At 53.7% G+C, this 16,764-nt stretch carries 16 protein-coding genes; all 16 read left to right on the top strand.

Going from position 1 to position 16,764, the window contains the following annotated elements:
- Nucleotides 1-190: 190 nt before the first annotated feature.
- The 16 genes from LZ463_RS16500 (at nucleotide 191) to LZ463_RS16425 (ending at nucleotide 16,747) form a co-directional block, all read left to right on the top strand.
- Nucleotides 191-814, top strand: a complete 624-nt coding sequence (locus LZ463_RS16500; protein WP_241456910.1) for a CerR family C-terminal domain-containing protein — start codon at nucleotides 191-193, stop codon at nucleotides 812-814.
- Nucleotides 815-839: 25 nt separating this feature from the next.
- The gene (locus LZ463_RS16495) at nucleotides 840-2,288 is read left to right on the top strand and encodes an efflux transporter outer membrane subunit (RefSeq protein ID WP_241456909.1); all 1,449 of its coding nucleotides are present in this window, start codon (nucleotides 840-842) and stop codon (nucleotides 2,286-2,288) included.
- 31 nt (nucleotides 2,289-2,319) lie between these two features.
- The gene (locus tag LZ463_RS16490; RefSeq protein WP_241456908.1) at nucleotides 2,320-3,537 is read left to right on the top strand and encodes an efflux RND transporter periplasmic adaptor subunit; all 1,218 of its coding nucleotides are present in this window, start codon (nucleotides 2,320-2,322) and stop codon (nucleotides 3,535-3,537) included.
- Between the two features lie 9 nt (nucleotides 3,538-3,546).
- Complete coding sequence (locus LZ463_RS16485; protein WP_241456907.1) at nucleotides 3,547-6,690, top strand: efflux RND transporter permease subunit; 3,144 nt, start codon at nucleotides 3,547-3,549, stop codon at nucleotides 6,688-6,690.
- Between the two features lie 340 nt (nucleotides 6,691-7,030).
- Nucleotides 7,031-7,768 carry a beta-ketoacyl synthase chain length factor gene (locus tag LZ463_RS16480; protein ID WP_241456906.1) on the top strand — a complete coding sequence of 246 codons (738 nt, stop codon included), beginning with the start codon at nucleotides 7,031-7,033 and terminating at the stop codon, nucleotides 7,766-7,768.
- A complete protein-coding gene (locus LZ463_RS16475; protein ID WP_489686126.1) occupies nucleotides 7,728-8,534 on the top strand; it encodes a lysophospholipid acyltransferase family protein in 807 nt (268 codons plus the stop codon). The genes LZ463_RS16480 and LZ463_RS16475 overlap by 41 nt, the downstream gene beginning before the upstream one ends.
- The gene (locus LZ463_RS16470) at nucleotides 8,527-8,781 is read left to right on the top strand and encodes a phosphopantetheine-binding protein (RefSeq protein WP_241456905.1); all 255 of its coding nucleotides are present in this window, start codon (nucleotides 8,527-8,529) and stop codon (nucleotides 8,779-8,781) included. The genes LZ463_RS16475 and LZ463_RS16470 overlap by 8 nt, the downstream gene beginning before the upstream one ends.
- A gap of 29 nt (nucleotides 8,782-8,810) precedes the next feature.
- Complete coding sequence (locus LZ463_RS16465) at nucleotides 8,811-9,065, top strand: acyl carrier protein (protein ID WP_241456904.1); 255 nt, start codon at nucleotides 8,811-8,813, stop codon at nucleotides 9,063-9,065.
- A gap of 11 nt (nucleotides 9,066-9,076) precedes the next feature.
- Complete coding sequence (locus tag LZ463_RS16460) at nucleotides 9,077-9,616, top strand: COG4648 family protein (RefSeq protein ID WP_241456903.1); 540 nt, start codon at nucleotides 9,077-9,079, stop codon at nucleotides 9,614-9,616.
- Complete coding sequence (locus LZ463_RS16455) at nucleotides 9,609-11,360, top strand: ApeI family dehydratase (protein WP_241456902.1); 1,752 nt, start codon at nucleotides 9,609-9,611, stop codon at nucleotides 11,358-11,360. The genes LZ463_RS16460 and LZ463_RS16455 overlap by 8 nt, the downstream gene beginning before the upstream one ends.
- On the top strand, nucleotides 11,354-12,433 hold the full coding sequence (locus LZ463_RS16450) for a class I SAM-dependent methyltransferase (RefSeq protein ID WP_241456901.1): 1,080 nt from the start codon (nucleotides 11,354-11,356) through the stop codon (nucleotides 12,431-12,433). The genes LZ463_RS16455 and LZ463_RS16450 overlap by 7 nt, the downstream gene beginning before the upstream one ends.
- 21 nt (nucleotides 12,434-12,454) lie before the next feature.
- Complete coding sequence (locus LZ463_RS16445; RefSeq protein ID WP_241457058.1) at nucleotides 12,455-13,186, top strand: glycosyltransferase family 2 protein; 732 nt, start codon at nucleotides 12,455-12,457, stop codon at nucleotides 13,184-13,186.
- Nucleotides 13,186-14,166, top strand: coding sequence for a lysophospholipid acyltransferase family protein (locus LZ463_RS16440; protein ID WP_241456900.1), 981 nt, complete (start codon nucleotides 13,186-13,188; stop codon nucleotides 14,164-14,166). Before LZ463_RS16445 ends, LZ463_RS16440 begins: the two co-directional genes overlap by 1 nt.
- On the top strand, nucleotides 14,153-15,709 hold the full coding sequence (locus LZ463_RS16435; RefSeq protein WP_241456899.1) for an HAL/PAL/TAL family ammonia-lyase: 1,557 nt from the start codon (nucleotides 14,153-14,155) through the stop codon (nucleotides 15,707-15,709). Before LZ463_RS16440 ends, LZ463_RS16435 begins: the two co-directional genes overlap by 14 nt.
- On the top strand, nucleotides 15,702-16,136 hold the full coding sequence (locus LZ463_RS16430; RefSeq protein WP_241456898.1) for an acyl-CoA thioesterase: 435 nt from the start codon (nucleotides 15,702-15,704) through the stop codon (nucleotides 16,134-16,136). The genes LZ463_RS16435 and LZ463_RS16430 overlap by 8 nt, the downstream gene beginning before the upstream one ends.
- Entirely contained in the window at nucleotides 16,133-16,747 is a 615-nt protein-coding gene (locus LZ463_RS16425; protein WP_241456897.1) for an outer membrane lipoprotein carrier protein LolA, read from the top strand. The genes LZ463_RS16430 and LZ463_RS16425 overlap by 4 nt, the downstream gene beginning before the upstream one ends.
- The last annotated feature ends 17 nt before the right edge of the window (nucleotides 16,748-16,764 follow it).

Raw genomic sequence — 16,764 nt, 5'->3', positions numbered from 1 at the left:
TTGATCGAATATTTTCCTGGGATGCAGTTGCTGGCCATAAATCAAACGTTTGTTAGTTAAATCAAACGTTTGATTTATGTGTTAGTATCCGCAAATGAAAAATTCCAGCCAGCCAAAAAAAGGGAGAAATCCCGACCAGCCAAAAGCGCCAGCCACAAGCCATGAGGGTAAGATCTTGAGGATTGATGGCATGGAGGCGCGTACGCGCCTGCTTGACAGTGCATTGAACCTGTTTGCAGAGCGCGGATACGCCAAGACATCCACAAGGGAAATTGCCAGGGTCGCCAATGTGAATATTTCCGCCATCAGCTATTATTTTGGTGATAAGGCCGGTCTGTACCGTGCGGTTTTTAATGACCCGCGTACCAATCCCAATGTTGATCCTGCCATTTTTGAGCAGGATGAACTTGATTTGCGTTTGGCATTGACGAGCCTGATTTGCACTTTTACAGATTCGCTCAAGCAGGGCGAGATAATGGAAACCTGCATGAAACTGCATTTTCGCGAAATGCTGGAGCCCACTGGCCTGTGGGTGGAAGAAATCGACAGTGCCATCAAGCCGGCACATCAGGGTATGACAAGGCTTTTATGTCGTTATCTTGAGATTCCCAGGGCCGATGACGATGTGCATCGCCTGGCATTTTCCATCACGGGACTTGCCATTTCACTGATGATTAGCGGCGATGTGATGATGGCAATCAGGCCGGGGTTGATTGCCAAGCCCAGGGCTATTGATCAGTACGCAGCACGTATGGTGGATTATGCCTTGGCCATGTGCGAAGACGAAAAAAAACGGCGACACCCTGTTTCTTGAAAATTTACATACCGTGGACAGCTATATGACTATACGACGCTTTCTTCTTGTTTCAGGCTCTGCTGTTATGCTGGCAGCCTGTGCTACCGCTTACCCTCCCGCGCAGAGTACGGCGACATTGCCGGCGCAATGGCAAGAGGCCTTACCGAACACGGAAAAAAATGTCGAGCTGCGCAAATGGTGGCAGCTACATGGCGATGCCACCTTGCTTGAATTAATAGAAGCAGCTCAATCGGCCAGTCCGACAATTGCACAAGCCTGGTCGCGCATAGAAACGGCGAGGGCGGCACGGGTTGCCACTGGCGCCGCCTTGCTACCATCTGTTGACGCCGTGGCCAATGCCAGTCGTGGCAAAAACCAGCCTGGTGTCGCCGCTGCCACTACCGCCCAGGCTGGCTTGCAGACATCCTGGGAAATTGATGTATTTGGTGCGAACCAGGCCAGCAACCGGGCAGCCCAGGCCGATCTGGAAGGCAGTCAGGCGCTTTGGCATGACGCCAGGATATCTGTTGCCGCCGAAGTTGCGCAATTATACTTTTCGGTTCTCAGTTGCCAGCAAGTAGCAGAACTGAGCTTGCAGGACGCGAAATCAAGGGCTGAGACAGCACGCCTGACCGAGCTCAGTGCACAGGCGGGCATGTCGGCCAATGTCAATGTTACGCTGGCACGCGCCAGTGCGGCAGAGGGGAATAGCCGGGCAATACAGCAGGCGGCGCAGTGTGACCTGGACATCAAGGGACTGGTGGCGCTGACGGCAAAACCTGAACCTGAGCTCCGGCAAAAACTGGCCGCCGCCAGTGAAACTTCGAAGAATCTGTTGCCCCTGGGTGTCAGTTCCATTCCTGCTCAATTGCTGGTGCAGCGACCTGATGTGTACGCTGCCGAGAAAGAGGTGACTGCGGCCAGTGCCCAGGTTGGTGCGGCAGAGGCAAGGCGCTATCCTCGCCTGAGCCTGAGCGGCTCCATTGGCACCATGCGCTACAGCAGCATGGGTAGCGATACCAGGACTGACACCTGGTCAGTAGGCCCGTTGGCACTGAGTCTGCCCCTGTTCAATGGTGGCCAGACCAGCGCCAACATAGAAGCAGCCAAAGCCCGCTATGTGGCTGCCAGCAGTAATTTCCATGCCAAAGTCAGGCAGGCGGTACGTGAGGTGGAAGAAGCCATGGTCAACCTCAATAGTACGGATGCGCGCCGCCTTGATTCTGACATGTCGGCGCGTGGCTATCAGCAGGTCTTGCACGCAACGGCTGCGCGCTACGAAAAGGGTATGGCCAGCCTGTTTGAGCTTGAGGATGCCAGGCGTACTGCCTTTGCTTCACAGTCTGCCCTGATTTCCTTGCAACTGGAAAGAAATCGTGCCTGGATCGCGCTTTACCGCGCCCTCGGTGGTGGCTGGAATGCGGCAGAGCAAGACAGCAGTCCTGCAAGGATGTCTTCTGTAAACCTGCCGGCTGGCAAATCAAAATCCTGAATCGACATCATTGATAGAAAGCGTACTCGACATGATCAAACTCATTTCACGCAAACCAATTTCATTTGGCTTGAGCCTGGCCGGTGTCATTGTTGCCGGGGTCGGTAGTCTCTGGGCGACCAGTGCATCCAATGCCGCCGATGCTCCAGCAAAAGCAAGTAGCAGTACAACGGCCTCGTCAGCACCGGCTGCTACCACCAAACCTGCCTTGACGGTGACCACGATTAAGGCCAGCGCTGGCAACCTGGCCATCAAGCTGGCTGCAAATGGTGGTGTCGCTGCCTGGCAGGAAGCTTTGATCGGTTCAGAAGCAAACGGTTTGCGCATACAGGAACTGCACGCCAATATTGGCGATACCGTGCAACGTGGCCAATTACTCGCCACTTTCGCCAGTGAAACCGTCAAGGCCGATCTGGCCCAGGCTCAGGCAAGCCTGGCGGAAGCCCAGGCCAATCTGGCAGATGCGGCCGCCAATGCAGAACGTACCCGCGCCCTGCAATCCAGTGGTACCTTGAGTGCCCAGCAAGTTGGTCAATACCTGACTGCAGAGCAGACTGCCAAAGCCAGGGTAGAAGCGGCCAGGGCCAATCTTGAAGCCCAGCAATTGCGCATGCGCCATACCAGGGTGGTAGCGCCGGATGCCGGTATTATCACTGCACGCCAGGCTACCCTGGGGGCGGTGGTCGGTAATGGTGCAGAACTGTTCCGCATGATACGTCAGGGCCGCCTGGAGTGGCGCGCAGAAGTGACCGCCAGTGAAATGACCAGGGTGGTTCCGGGAACTGAGGCGCTGGTCACTGCACCCGATGGCACGCAATGGAAAGGCAAGGTGAGGGTCGTATCACCAACAGTCGATGCGCAGACCAGGATGGGCCTGGTCTATGTGGACCTGATGCCTGATGCCGCTGCAGCAAGCAAGCAAACCAAAGCAGCAACACCGGCATTCAAGCCTGGCATGTATGCCAAGGGGGAATTCATCCTCGGCAGCTCGCAGGCGCTGAGCATACCGCAGCAGGCCGTCGTCGTGCGTGATGGTTTCAGCTATGCTTTCCGTCTCAATCCTGACGGGCGTGTAACACAGATCAAACTGCAGACCGGTCGTCGTGTGGCTACCCCACAAGGCGACATGGTCGAGGTCGTCTCAGGTCTGAATGCGGACAGTACTATCGTTGCCAGTGGCGCCGGTTTTCTCAATGATGGTGATGCCGTGAAAGTGGTGGCGGCAACAGCACGGCCAGTCAAAAACTAAGGGGCTGATGTGAATTTTTCTTCCCTATCAATCAAGAACCCGATACCGGCAATCATGTTGTTTGTATTGCTGACGCTGGCGGGGATACTGTCATTCAAGGCAACCATTGTGCAGGATTTTCCTGACATTGAATTGCCTATCGTTACAGTCAGTGCGCCCTTGTCTGGAGCTGCGCCAGCGCAGCTTGAAACCGAGGTCGCCCGCAAGATAGAAGATGCGGTTGCATCCCTGCAGGGCGTTAAAAACGTTTATACCAAAGTGCTGGATGGTGATGTTGAAGTGACGGTCGAGTTTGTGCTGGAAAAAGTCATTTCTGACGCCGTCAATGAGGTACGTGATGCGGTGGCAACGGTACGTGCCGATTTGCCCAGCGAAATGCGCGACCCTACCGTGACCAAGGCTTCGACTGCCGGTCGTGTCATCATGACCTATACTGTGGAAGCTGCCGAAGACGATAAAGACAGCAAGCCTGTCGCCGGTGAAAGCAGCAAGCCAGATGTGCAGGACCTTAGCTGGTTTGTCGATAACACCGTATCAAAACGTTTACGTGCCGTGCCCGGTGTGGGGGCAGTCAGGCGTATGGGCGGTGTCAGCCGTGAAGTAAGGGTGGAGCTGGATACTGCCAAGATGGCTGCCTTGAATGTCGCTGCGGTTGATGTTTCGCGCCGTTTGAAACTGGTGCAGCAGGAAGCGCCGGGTGGTCGTGGAGATGTCAGCGGTGCCGAACAATCGGTGCGTACGATCGCTACGGTCAAGACGGCAGTTGAACTGGCAGCGATGGACGTGCCTTTGCCGGATGGCCGGCATATACGCCTTGATCAGGTGGCGCGCGTGCTTGATACGGTCAGCGAACCTCGCTCCGTTGCCACCCTCGATGGCAAGCCTGTTGTCGGTTTCGAGGTTTTTCGTACCAAGGGCGCCAGTGAAGTTGATGTTGCAACCGGTTCGCGTGCAGCAGTGGCCGAGTTGCAGGCAGCACATCCAAACATGAAATTCCATCAGGCGATAGACAACGCCCAGCCGGTGGAAGAAAACTTCGACGGCTCGATGGATTTACTGTACGAAGGCGCCTTGCTGGCCATTCTGGTTGTCTGGTGGTTCTTGCGTGACTGGCGTGCGACGCTGGTGGCTGCTGCTGCCTTGCCGCTGTCGGTGATACCGACCTTCCTCGGCCTCAAGTATTTTGGTTATACACTCAATACGGTGACCCTGTTGTCACTGGCGCTGGTGGTTGGTGTGTTGGTCGATGATGCAATTGTGGAGATAGAAAATATCGCCCGCCATTTGTACATGGGTAAAACGCCGATGGAAGCCGCAACCGAGGCTGCCGATGAAATCGGTATGGCCGTTATCGCCACCACATTTGCGCTGGTAGCCGTGTTCTTGCCAACCGCATTCATGGGCGGTGTCCCGGGTCTGTTCTTCAAGCAGTTCGGCTGGACAGCGGTGATTGCGATCCTGGCTTCGCTGGTTGTTGCCCGTTTGCTGACACCGATGATGGCCGCTTACATCATGAAATCGGTCAAGCCCTCAGAAAAAGCTGACAGCGGCCACGGTGGAAAAGATGGCTGGATTATGACGCGTTACATGAAAACCATGCAATGGTGTTTGCGTCATCGCCTGACCACCATGATCGCTGCGACCGTGTTTTTCTTTAGTTCAATTGCCCTGGTCGGTTTGCTGCCAACCGGTTTTGTGCCAGCAGCTGACCGTGCACAGACCCAGGTCAATATAGAGCTTCCACCCGGTAGCACATTGGCTGAAACCCGGGCAACTGCCGAGCAGGCCAGGCTGGCAATCATGAAGGATAAAAACATCATCAGCGTGTTCAGCTCAATTGGTGGTGGTTCCAGTGGCGACGCTTTCGCGCCCGGGGCGGCGGCAGAAGCAAGACGGGCAGTGTTGACGGTGGTCGCTGTACACAGGAATAAGCGCAAGGATTCTATTGCCGATATTGATGCCAAAATCCGTAACGAGGTGGCAGATATTTCTGGTGCCAGGTTCACCGTGGGCCCACCGGATAATGGCGTCAAGATGCAACTGGTCTTGCAAAGTGAAGATTCTCTGGCGCTTGTCGAGGCTGCACAAAAAGTCGAGAGGGAATTGCGTACCCTGAAGGGGGTAGGTAATGTCAGTTCCAGTGCTTCATTGGTGCGCCCCGAAATCATTGTGCGTCCAGATGTGGCCAGGGCGGCTGACCTGGGGGTGACAGCCTCTGCCATAGGTGAAACCGTGCGTGTGGCCACTGCGGGTGATTATGACCAGGCTTTGCCCAAGCTGAACCTGTCGCAGCGTCAGGTGCCGATTCGGGTAAAACTGCCGGACAGCTTCAGGGCCGACCTGGCGGAGATAGAGCGGCTGACTGTGCCTGGCAAGAATGGCCCTGTCATGCTAGGCAGCATTGCCAGCGTCACCATGGAATCAGGTCCAGCACAGATCGACAGGCTCAATCGCAAACGTAATGTGACCCTTGATGTGGAGCTTGGTAACCGTCAGCTGGGCGAGGTCAATGAAGAAGCCCGTGCCTTGCCCAGCATGAAAAACCTGCCGCCATCGGTCAGTATTGCCGAACTTGGCGATGCGCAAGAGATGCAGGCCCTGTTTGCCAGCTTTGGTATTGCCATGCTGATTGGCGTGTTGTGCATCTATGGTGTGCTAGTCCTGTTGTTCAAGGACTTTTTGCAACCGGTTACCATCCTGGCTGCTTTGCCTCTGAGTATAGGTGGTGCTTTCGTGGCCTTGCTGGTGACGGGGCGTGCCTTGTCCATGCCGTCCATGATAGGTTTGATCATGTTGATGGGTATCGTCACCAAGAACTCGATCTTGCTGGTGGATTATGCCGTCCTGGCAAGGCAGGCGGGTATGAGCCGTTTCGATGCCCTGGTTGACGCCTGTCACAAGCGTAGCCGACCCATCATCATGACCACTATCGCCATGGGTGCAGGCATGATGCCGCTGGCCCTGGGATGGGGAGCTGACCCCAGCTTCCGTTCACCGATGGCGATTGCCGTGATCGGTGGGTTGATCACGTCCACCTTGTTGAGCTTGCTGGTAGTCCCTGCCGTGTTTACTTATATTGATGATTTTGAAAAGTTGCTGATCAAAATCAAAAATAAACTGCAGGGCAGGTCGGGTATATTGGCCGGCCATTAATGTTGCATTTTTGATGCTTTGTATCAGATGTTTGCTGTCTGAGTAAAAAATTAATCAAGCATTTATCTAAAAAGCCCGGTTGCATACATATGCAGCCGGGCTTTTTCACTTTATGATCACGTCGTGTGAAAGTGTTTTGATGTCAAATATGCTTGCATTTAGGTAATTTTAATAGCCTTAGCCTGCAATTTGGGTCGAAATCAGAGGGTTTCGCTCAATGGATAAGATTGTGGACTGCAATACTGGTTGTTATAATGCCGGGTTAATTGTTACAAATTGTATAAAGTGGATTTTGCAAAGTTAAATAGCTGTGCTGACGAATTGATTGGAAGATAAAGCCATGGCTATGAACAGGGTTAGTTTTTCAATCGCCAGTCATGCCGCATGGGCACCTGGAGTTGCGACGGAGCAATCCTGGCGTGAGTGGGCACGAGCACCATTCGCATTTTCTGCAGATGCAGAACCATCTGTGTCGGCGATGCCGCCGATGTTGCGCAGGCGAGCAGGTTTTTTGGGAAAAATGGCGCTGGAAGTTGCCTATCAGGTAATGGACGGGCGCACTGATATTCCCACCATATTTTGCTCCCGCCACGGCGAAGTCGCTCGTTCGGTCGATTTGTTGACGCAAATGCTGGACGGGGAATCCCTCTCACCTACCGGTTTTGGCCTTGCCGTGCATAATGCCAGTGCAGGTTTGTTTTCGATTGCCAGGAAAGATCAGGCAAATCATCTGGCACTGGCTGCAGGTGCCAGTAGTGTGGAGCATGCCGTGATTGAGGCTTGTTCTTTATTGGCTGACGGCGAGCCCATGGTCTTGCTGGTCAGCTATGATCAGGCATTGCCTGCGGTATTTAAACCTTTTGAGGATGTCAGTGAGCAAGCTTGGGCCTGGGCCTGGCTGATGGTGCCGGCAGAAGGCGAAGTGATTACCCTGGAGTGGAGGCAGGCGGAGGCAGTCGTGCCAGAGCAGGCAGGATTGCCAGGTGGTCTGGACATACTACGTTTCCAGCTTGGATCAGATGTCAGTTTGCAGAGACATGTCGCAAACAAACAATGGTTATGGTCGCGCCATGCTTGAGGGCATGAACCGTTATTGGCGCGTTTTTGCAACAGGTTTGAGTTTTGCTACCTTTGGCCTGGGTGGTGTGCTGTTGTGGGCGCTAGTGTTCCCTGTACTGAATCTTTTGGTGTTGCAGCAAGAGCGCCGCACCGAATGGGCGCGTGTGATCATCAGGCGTTCTTTTCGGGGCTTCGTTGGTCTGATGAAAGGGCTGGGCGTATTGCGTTATGAATTGATCGGGCTGGAAAGGCTGGAGCGAGGGGGCTTGCTTATACTGGCAAATCACCCGACATTGATTGATACGGTATTTTTGATGGCTTTTGTGAAGCGCGCAGACTGCATAGTAAAAAGCCACCTGTGGAACAACCCTTTCACACGAGGACCAGTGCGTGCCGCGAGCTATATCAGTAATGCGCAAGGGACTGAACTGCTGGACGCTTGCATCACATCCCTGCGTGCTGGAAATAATTTAATTGTATTTCCAGAAGGAACACGTACACCGGCGAATGGTGCCATCACCTTGAAACGTGGGGCTGCCAATATTGCAGTGCGCGGTGCGTGTGCAGTGACGCCTGTTGTCATCAGTTGTGTGCCACCGACCCTGGGAAAAGGGGATAAATGGTGGCGAGTGCCTGAGCGCTTTGTGCAATTCAGGATAGAGGTAAAGGAAGATATCCCTTTCCAGCAGTTTGTCGCCGCCGGCCGCTCTGAAGTCATGGCTGCCAGGGATTTGACAGATTATTTGCAGCAATATTTTACCAAGGAAAATCAACACCATGCTTGAGCAAGAAGTAAAAGAACTAATCATCGAAGTGCTGCAACTTGAAGACATGACTCCAGCAGATATCGACAGTGCTGCACCACTATTTGTTGAAGGTTTGGGTCTGGATTCCATTGACGCGCTTGAACTGGGTGTGGCGCTGCAAAAACGATATGGTATTTCACTGTCGGCAGATTCCGAGGACACGCGTCGTCATTTTTCATCAGTAAATGCGCTTGCTGCGTTGATTGAAACAAATAGAAAGAAGTAAGGGAGCGAGCAATGGTTGTGGTAAGTGCAATGAGCAGGGAAGAGTTATATACCTGGGTGGCAGATCTGTTGGCAGAAATGTTTGAACTCGACAGGGCTTCGCTGACACTGGAGTCAAATTTGTATGCCGATCTTGATATCGACAGCATTGATGCGGTCGACCTGGCGGTGAAACTCAAGCAAATGACAGGCATGCGTCTGCAGCCTGAAGTATTCAAACAGATTCGTACGATCGGCGATGTCGTCGACGCCCTGGTCAACCTGAAGGCGGAGCAATCAGCATAATTCGGCCTGTATTGACCGTGCTGGCGGTCATCCTCACGGTTTTATATCCGCTCGTGATCTGGTTTGGTCAGGGGCAGGTAGAGCCACGCTGGTTGGCTGGTCTGTTGCTGCTGGCTGCCGCAACCAGGATACCCACGTTTAAAGTAAGTCGCGTAGCGCGCTGGTCCATGGTTTGTGCACTGTTGCTGGCGGCTTGCGCCTTGTGGGCCAATGCCTTGCTGCCTTTGAAATTGTATCCGGTATTGGTCAATGCCGCATTGCTGGCAGTTTTTGGTTATAGCCTGCTGGTGCCGCCATCCATGGTTGAGCGTTTCGCCCGTTTGCGTGAACCGGAATTACCTGATGCCGCAATTACCTATACCCGTCGTGTTACCCAGGTCTGGTGCGTGTTCTTTATCATCAATGGCAGCATTGCTTTCGCAACCGCCCTATGGGCGACACCGGCGATCTGGTCACTTTACACGGGCGTTATTTCCTATATTTTAATGGGCCTGTTATTCGCCATAGAATATCTGGTGCGCCTGCGTTTTAAACGAATTCATCATGTCTGATTTTTATCCTGACCCTTGCCTGGCACTGGCAACGCGCGCAGCTGATGCCGCAATAGGTCGCGACATCAATGGCATCGTCAGCAAGACCGCTTTCATCCAACGCCTGGCTGCCTGGCATGCGCTTATAGACACCTTGCCCGGCCAGCAACTGGCCCTGTATCTGGATGATAGTCTGGAGTTTGCCGCTGCTTTGCTGGCAGCCTGGCAGGCCAAAAAAACGGTCTGGCTGACGGCCGATACCTTGCCGGCCACCTGCCTGGCTCTGTCAACATCAGTCAGCGGTTTCCTTGGTGATTTCCCTGCAGAACATGCGCCTCTGGTTGCCGGAACAGCGGCTGGCAATGTTGATGCCTTGCTGGACTTTGCTCCGCTTGACCCCGACTTCATCGGACTGGTGGTGCATACATCGGGCAGTACCGGGCAGCCACAGGCCATACCAAAAAAAATTTCACAACTCATCAGCGAAGTGCGTAGTCTGGAGCAAACTTTTTCAGCACGACTTGCTGATGCCGAAGTCATCGCTACCGTATCGCACCAGCATATCTATGGCTTGCTGTTCAAAGTCTTGTGGCCTTTATCTGCCGGACGCCTTATTCATGCCCGCAGCCTGAATTTCCCCGAGCAACTGCACGCATTATTGTTACAGCATGCTTGTGTCCTGATCGGCAGTCCGGCACACCTGAAGCGTTTGCCTGAACATCTTGACTGGGCTGCATGCAGGGCTAATGTGCGGGCCATATTTTCATCTGGCGGCCCCCTGACGGCAGAAACTGCATTTGCGATCGGGTCCATGCTGGGGCAGGTGCCTGTGGAAGTCTATGGCAGTTCAGAAACCGGTGGCATTGCATGGCGGCAAAGACAGCATGGTTACCCGGAAGTCTGGGATGCCCTGCCAGACGTGAATATGCGTATTGCAGGTAAGGACGGTGTGCTGGAAGTGCAATCACCACACTTGCCAGATGCCAGCTGGTTGCAAATGGCAGACCGGGCGCAACTGACCGGGGACGGGCGCCTGATGTTGCTGGGACGCAGCGACCGTATCGTGAAGATAGAAGAAAAACGTATTTCGCTCGACGCCATGGAACAGAGTCTGCTGGCAACGGGTCTGGTCAGTGAGGCCAGGGTGATTGCTGATGACGGAGCCGGGGGGCAGCGCCAGAGGCTAAGCGCCTTTATTGTCTTGACAGAGCAGGGCCGTATTCATCTTGATGCAGAAGGCAAGAGCGCATGCAACCAGCGCTTGCGTACTCATTTAAGCAAAGTGGTTGAAGCAGTTGCCCTGCCGCGTCGCTGGCGCTATCTGGATCAGATGCCAGTCAATTCCCAGGGTAAAACAACGCATGCGCAACTGTTGGCCCTGCTTGACAAAGAGCAGGAAGAGGCTCGCCCGCGCTTGCCGCAACAGCGTCTGCTTGAGCAAACTGCAACACGCATCCTGTTCGAGCTTGTGGTTCCGGCGTCGCTGTTTTATTTTGATGGTCATTTTGATGTGGCGCCGATCCTGCCTGGCGTGGTCCAGGTAGATTGGGCCATCAGATTCGCCCGCGAGCATTTTGCTTTGCCACCCGTTTTTTCAGCGATTCATGCGCTCAAGTTTCAACATGTTATCAATGCCGAAGCACCTGTCATGCTGGAGCTGGTGCACGACGTAGCCAAAGGCAGTTTGCAGTTCCGTTATTTTTCCGATGCCGGGCAGCATGCCGGTGGTCGTATTTTATTTGTTCATGAAAAGCCCACATGCTAGATAAGAAATTTTCTCCTGAGCGCCAGAGCGCCTTCGCTGCCCGTTTTGAGGCGCAAAAAATTGCCTTTGGACCAGTCGTCTTTCAGTGCGTGCGTTATGCATGGAAGCGTGGCATGTTGCAGGCATTGTCGGATGCAGGTGGTACCGGGCTCACGGTAAAAGAATTGGCTGCAAACGGGCCCTGGACAGAGTATGCGCTGAAAGTCGTATTGGAAACCTGCCTGTCTGCCGGCGTGGTTTACCTGAGCAATGGCGCCTATGTGCTCGATAAGGCCGGTTACTGCGTACTGACCGACTCCATCACCCAGATCAATCTCGATTTTACGCACGATGTCTGTTATGAAGGCCTGTTCAAGCTTGACGAATCACTGGACCAGCAAAAGCCAGTAGGCCTGAACGCCCTTGGTGAATGGCCCACCCTGTACCAGGGCTTGTCACAACTGCCTGAACCGGCAAAAACCAGCTGGTTTGCCTTTGATCATTACTATTCCGATACGTCCTTCCCCAGTATCATGCCTGACGTGCTTGCTACCGCACCGCGCAAGGTCATGGATATAGGAGCAAATACCGGCAAATTCAGCAAAGCCGTACTCAACTATTCCCCAGCAGTTGAAATGCATCTGGTGGATTTGCCACGTCAGCTTGATGTGGCCAAAGAAAACCTGAAAGAGGCGGGTCTGGCAGAGCGCGCTCATTTTCATGCGCGAGATTTGCTTGATGCGGAGTCAGCCTTGCCGGCAGGGATGGACCTGATCTGGATGAGTCAGTTCCTCAGCTGTTTCTCTGAGCCTGCCATCGCCAGCATCTTGCAGCGTGCCGCTGACGCATTGTCGTCGACCGGACAATTGCTGATCATGGACACGTTCTGGGATCGTCAGCGTTACGATATCGCCGCTTATTGCCTGATCAATACTTCACCGTATTTTACGGCCATGGCCAGCGGTAACAGCAAAATCTATGAAAGCGGTGACTACATACGCATGGCTGAAGCAGCAGGATTGCGTTTACTGACCGCGCGCGACGACATCGGTTATTGCCATTCGCTATTGCGTTTTGCCAGGGCAGAGGGTTAACACGTGTTCAAACCCTGCGTCATGATCCCTGTCTACAACCATGAGCATGCGATTGCCGCCGTGTTGCAGGCAGTGCTCGCCCACGATGTCGATTGCCTGTTGGTTGATGACGGTAGTTCAGATACCTGTGCCAGGGTGCTTGACAGCCTGGCGACAGCGAACCCGCAGCGTGTCAGCCTGTTCAGGCATGCAGTGAACCAGGGTAAAGGGGCAGCGGTTCTGACAGGGTTTGTTCAGGCAGCGCAGGCTGGCTATACGCATTTGTTGCAGATAGATGCAGACGGGCAGCATTGTGTTGCCGACATTCCGCAATTCCTGTCACAGGCGCAGGCAAGGCCAGATGCAGTGATAGCAGGTTATCCGGTCTATGATGAAAGCGTACCCGCATTACGTCTTTATGCACGCTACCTGACCCATGTCTGGGTGTGGATCAATACCTTGTCATTGGCCATACGCGATTCCATGTGCGGTTTCAGGGTTTATCCTGTCGCTGCTGTCATTGCACTGATGAACAGGCAGGCGATAGGCCGTCGTATGAATTTCGATACCGATATACTGGTCAGGTTGTATTGGGCTGGGCTGGCAGTTGTGAATGTCCCTACCCGTGTTGGTTATCCGGTTGACGGTGTCTCTCATTTCCGTGTGTGGCGTGACAATGCACTGATCAGCCTGATGCACACCAAACTTTTTTTCGGCATGTTGATACGCATGCCAGGTCTATTGGCGCGTCACTGGCGTGGAGCGGGTAAGTGATGAGCAAAGCAGACGGCAGCAGTGGTCGCCATGATCATCATGATCGCTGGCACTGGGCCAGCTTGAATGAAGTCAGTTTTGTTGCCGGCATGCATCTGCTGTTCTGGGTTTTTCGCATTTTTGGGCGCTGGCCATTTCGCCTGTTTTTGTACCCGGTGCTGGCCTGGTATGTATTGACAAAAAAAGTAGCCAGGAAAGCTTCGCTCGATTATCTGGCGCGTGTGCAGGCCTATACGCCGGTCAGTCTGGGTTGGCCCGGTGTCATGAAGCACTTTGCCGCTTTTGCCGAAAATATCCTCGACAAGATGTTGTTGTGGGGAGGCTTGTTTGATGCCAGCAAGGTTGAGTATTCTGGACAGCAGCAAATGCATGGGCAATTGCAGACAGGGCGAGGGGCGCTGCTGATCTGTTCTCATTTGGGTAACCTGGAAATGTGTCGTGTCTTGTCGCGCCGCTATCCGGAAGTAAAGTTGACGATATTGGTCCATACCAAACATGCGCAGGCTTTCAATCGCATGCTGGCACAACTCGATCCTGGCAGTCAGATGAACTTGCTGCAGGTAACAGAAATGACGCCTGCTACAGCGATGCTGCTGGCAGAAAGAATTGAGGCCGGTGGTTTTGTCGTGATAGCCGGTGATCGTATCCCGGTAGCAGTACAGCCACGCGTGGCTTACGCCAATTTTCTAGGGCAAAAGGCGGCGTTCCCTGTTGGCCCTTTTGTCATGGCGGGTATCTTGCAATGCCCGGTGTATTTATTGTTTTCCTTGCAGATGGATGGCAGGCCACAAGTCTGTTTTGAAATGTTGCGCGAATCCGTCAGATTACCACGACGTGAACGCGACCAGGCCTTACAGGCGCTGGTGGCAGAGTATGCGGCGCGCCTTGAACATTACACAGTACGTGCCCCGTTGCAATGGTTTAATTTTTACGATTTTTGGCATTTACCCTATTTGGAAGAAACTGATGCAACACCTTGATCAGAAACCCGGGCAGCGCAGCGTGCAGTTCGACCGCGCCAGGCTCAGCATAGAAGATATCATTGATATTGCCCATGAAAGAGCCACGGCAAAACTGTCAGATGACCCGGCGTTTCGCGCCCTTATCGCCCGTGGGGCTGACTTTCTCGATCGTCTGCTGCGCGAGGACGGTACTATTTATGGTGTGACTACCGGTTATGGTGATTCCTGCACCGTGACGGTTCCGGCTGATCTGGTGGAAGAGCTGCCACATCACCTGTACACTTATCATGGCTGTGGTCTTGGTGCATACCTGAGCCCGGCCCAGACCCGTGCCGTACTGGCAGTGCGGCTGGCTTCACTGTCCAAAGGGTTTTCGGGCGTCAGTGTGGAGCTGCTGGAACAGATAGGCCGTTTGCTTGATGCCGGTCTGCTACCGCTGATTCCCTCGGAAGGTTCGGTCGGGGCCAGTGGGGACCTTACCCCCTTGTCGTATCTGGCTGCCGTCATGTGCGGTGAACGTGAAGTCTTGCGTGATGGCGTGCAGATACCTGCTGCGCAGGCATTGCAAGAGGCTGGTATCAAGCCCTTGAAGTTACGCCCCAAAGAAGGTTTGGCCATCATGAATGGCACGGCCGTCATGACGGCCCTGGCTTGCCTGGCTTATGACAGAGCCGATTACCTGGTTAAACTGTGTACGCGGATTACTGCCATGGCTTCGGTTGCACTTGATGGTAATGCGCATCACTTTGATGAAATGCTGTTTTCAGTGAAACCGCATGCCGGCATGCAAACTGTTGCTGCCTGGTTGCGCCAGGATTTGCCCGCAGGTGTTGCCGAGCGCAATGGCAAACGCCTGCAAGACAGGTATTCGATACGTTGCGCACCGCATGTGATAGGCGTATTGGCAGACGCTTTGCCATTTTTCCGGCAGGCGATAGAAAACGAACTGAACAGCGCCAATGATAATCCGATTATCGATGCAGAGAATGAGCGTGTGTTGCATGGAGGCCATTTCTATGGCGGGCACATTGCCTTTGCCATGGATGGCATGAAGAACGCTGTCGCCAATCTGGCCGATCTGCTGGACAGGCAAATGGCTTTGCTGGTCGATAGTCGTTACAACCATGGCCTGCCGGCTAACTTATCGGGCATGCAAGGGCCGCGAGCAGCCATCAATCATGGTCTCAAGGCTTTACAGATCAGTGCTTCAGCATGGACCGCGGAGGCATTGAAACTGACCATGCCCGCTTCGGTTTTTTCACGTTCCACTGAATGTCATAACCAGGACAAGGTGAGCATGGGCACGATAGCCGCCCGTGATTGCCTGCGTGTGCTGGAGTTGACTGAACAAGTGGTTGCCGCACTGCTTATCACGGTGCGTCAGGGGGTATGGTTGCGTGTACAACAAAATCCTGAACTGACGTTGACGCCAGCTTTGATGGATATGCTGGAGACACTGGGGACGGACATCCCTCCAGTACAGGAAGACCGGCGCCTGGAACCAGACTTGCGGTTACTGCTGGAGCGGATACATCAACAACATTGGAATCTCTATGCGTAAAGCAAAAAGCCCGGGCCGCTGGTTTGCCGAAGTCGACATGCAGGTACAGTTCTTCGACCTGGACCCGATGGAAATCGTCTGGCATGGCAACTATGTCAAATACCTGGAGGTGGCGCGTTGCGCCTTGCTGGACCAGATTGCTTACAACTATGTGCAGATGAAAGAATCTGGCTATGCCTGGCCGGTCATCGACATGCAGTTGCGTTATATTGCGCCAGCCAGTTTTGGGCAGCGTTTGAAGCTGCGTGCAGAAATTGTTGAGTGGGAAAATCGTCTCAAAATCGATTACCTGATCAGCGATGCCGCTAGCGGCAAACGTCTCAATCGCGCCAGCACTACCCAGGTTGCCGTGGAAATTGCCAGTGGTGAAATGTGCTTCGTCTCGCCACAGGTGTTGTTCGAAAAATTAGGAGTCGCCGCACCATGAAACGTTTTCTGACCTGCCTGTTGTCCCTGAACCTGCTTGTGGTTTCTGTGACTGGCTATGCGGCTAACTCGCCTGTAGCAAAAATCCAGGCCATGCTGGCCAAACCCGCCATACTCTGCGGTCGCTTTGATCAAACCAAGCAATTGCAGGGCATGAAGAAGCCACTGGCGTCGAATGGTCGCTTTTGTGTGCTCAATGGCAAGGGTGTCATGTGGCGCACCTTGCAACCTTTCCCGAATACCTTGCGCCTGACCCGTGATGAAATCGTGCATATGCAGGGTGACCGCGTGGCCATGCGCCTGGATGCGCAAAAAGAACCAACCGTGCGCATGATTAACAGTGTACTGTTCTCCCTGTTGTCAGGTGATCTGGGCAAGCTCGAAAGCCTGTTTGAAGTAGACGGCAATGCCGATGCCAACAGCTGGAAAGTGGCGCTGAAAGCGCGTGAGCCGGCCCTGGCCAAGGCTATAGGCGCCATTTCACTGGATGGCGCAGCCTATGTAAAAAACATACATATCAATGAAGCCAGCGGCGATACGACAGCGATCATTTTTTCTGACATTAAAACTGGTGAAACAGCGATCACAGCCGAAGAACTGGCTCTGTTCTGATCTGATACTGAGCTGAT

This window comes from Undibacterium paludis (genome assembly GCF_022568815.1).
Lineage (GTDB): Bacteria > Pseudomonadota > Gammaproteobacteria > Burkholderiales > Burkholderiaceae_D > Undibacterium.
Note: the sequence above shows the minus strand (reverse complement) of the source record. Positions and strands in the feature narration are given on the sequence as shown.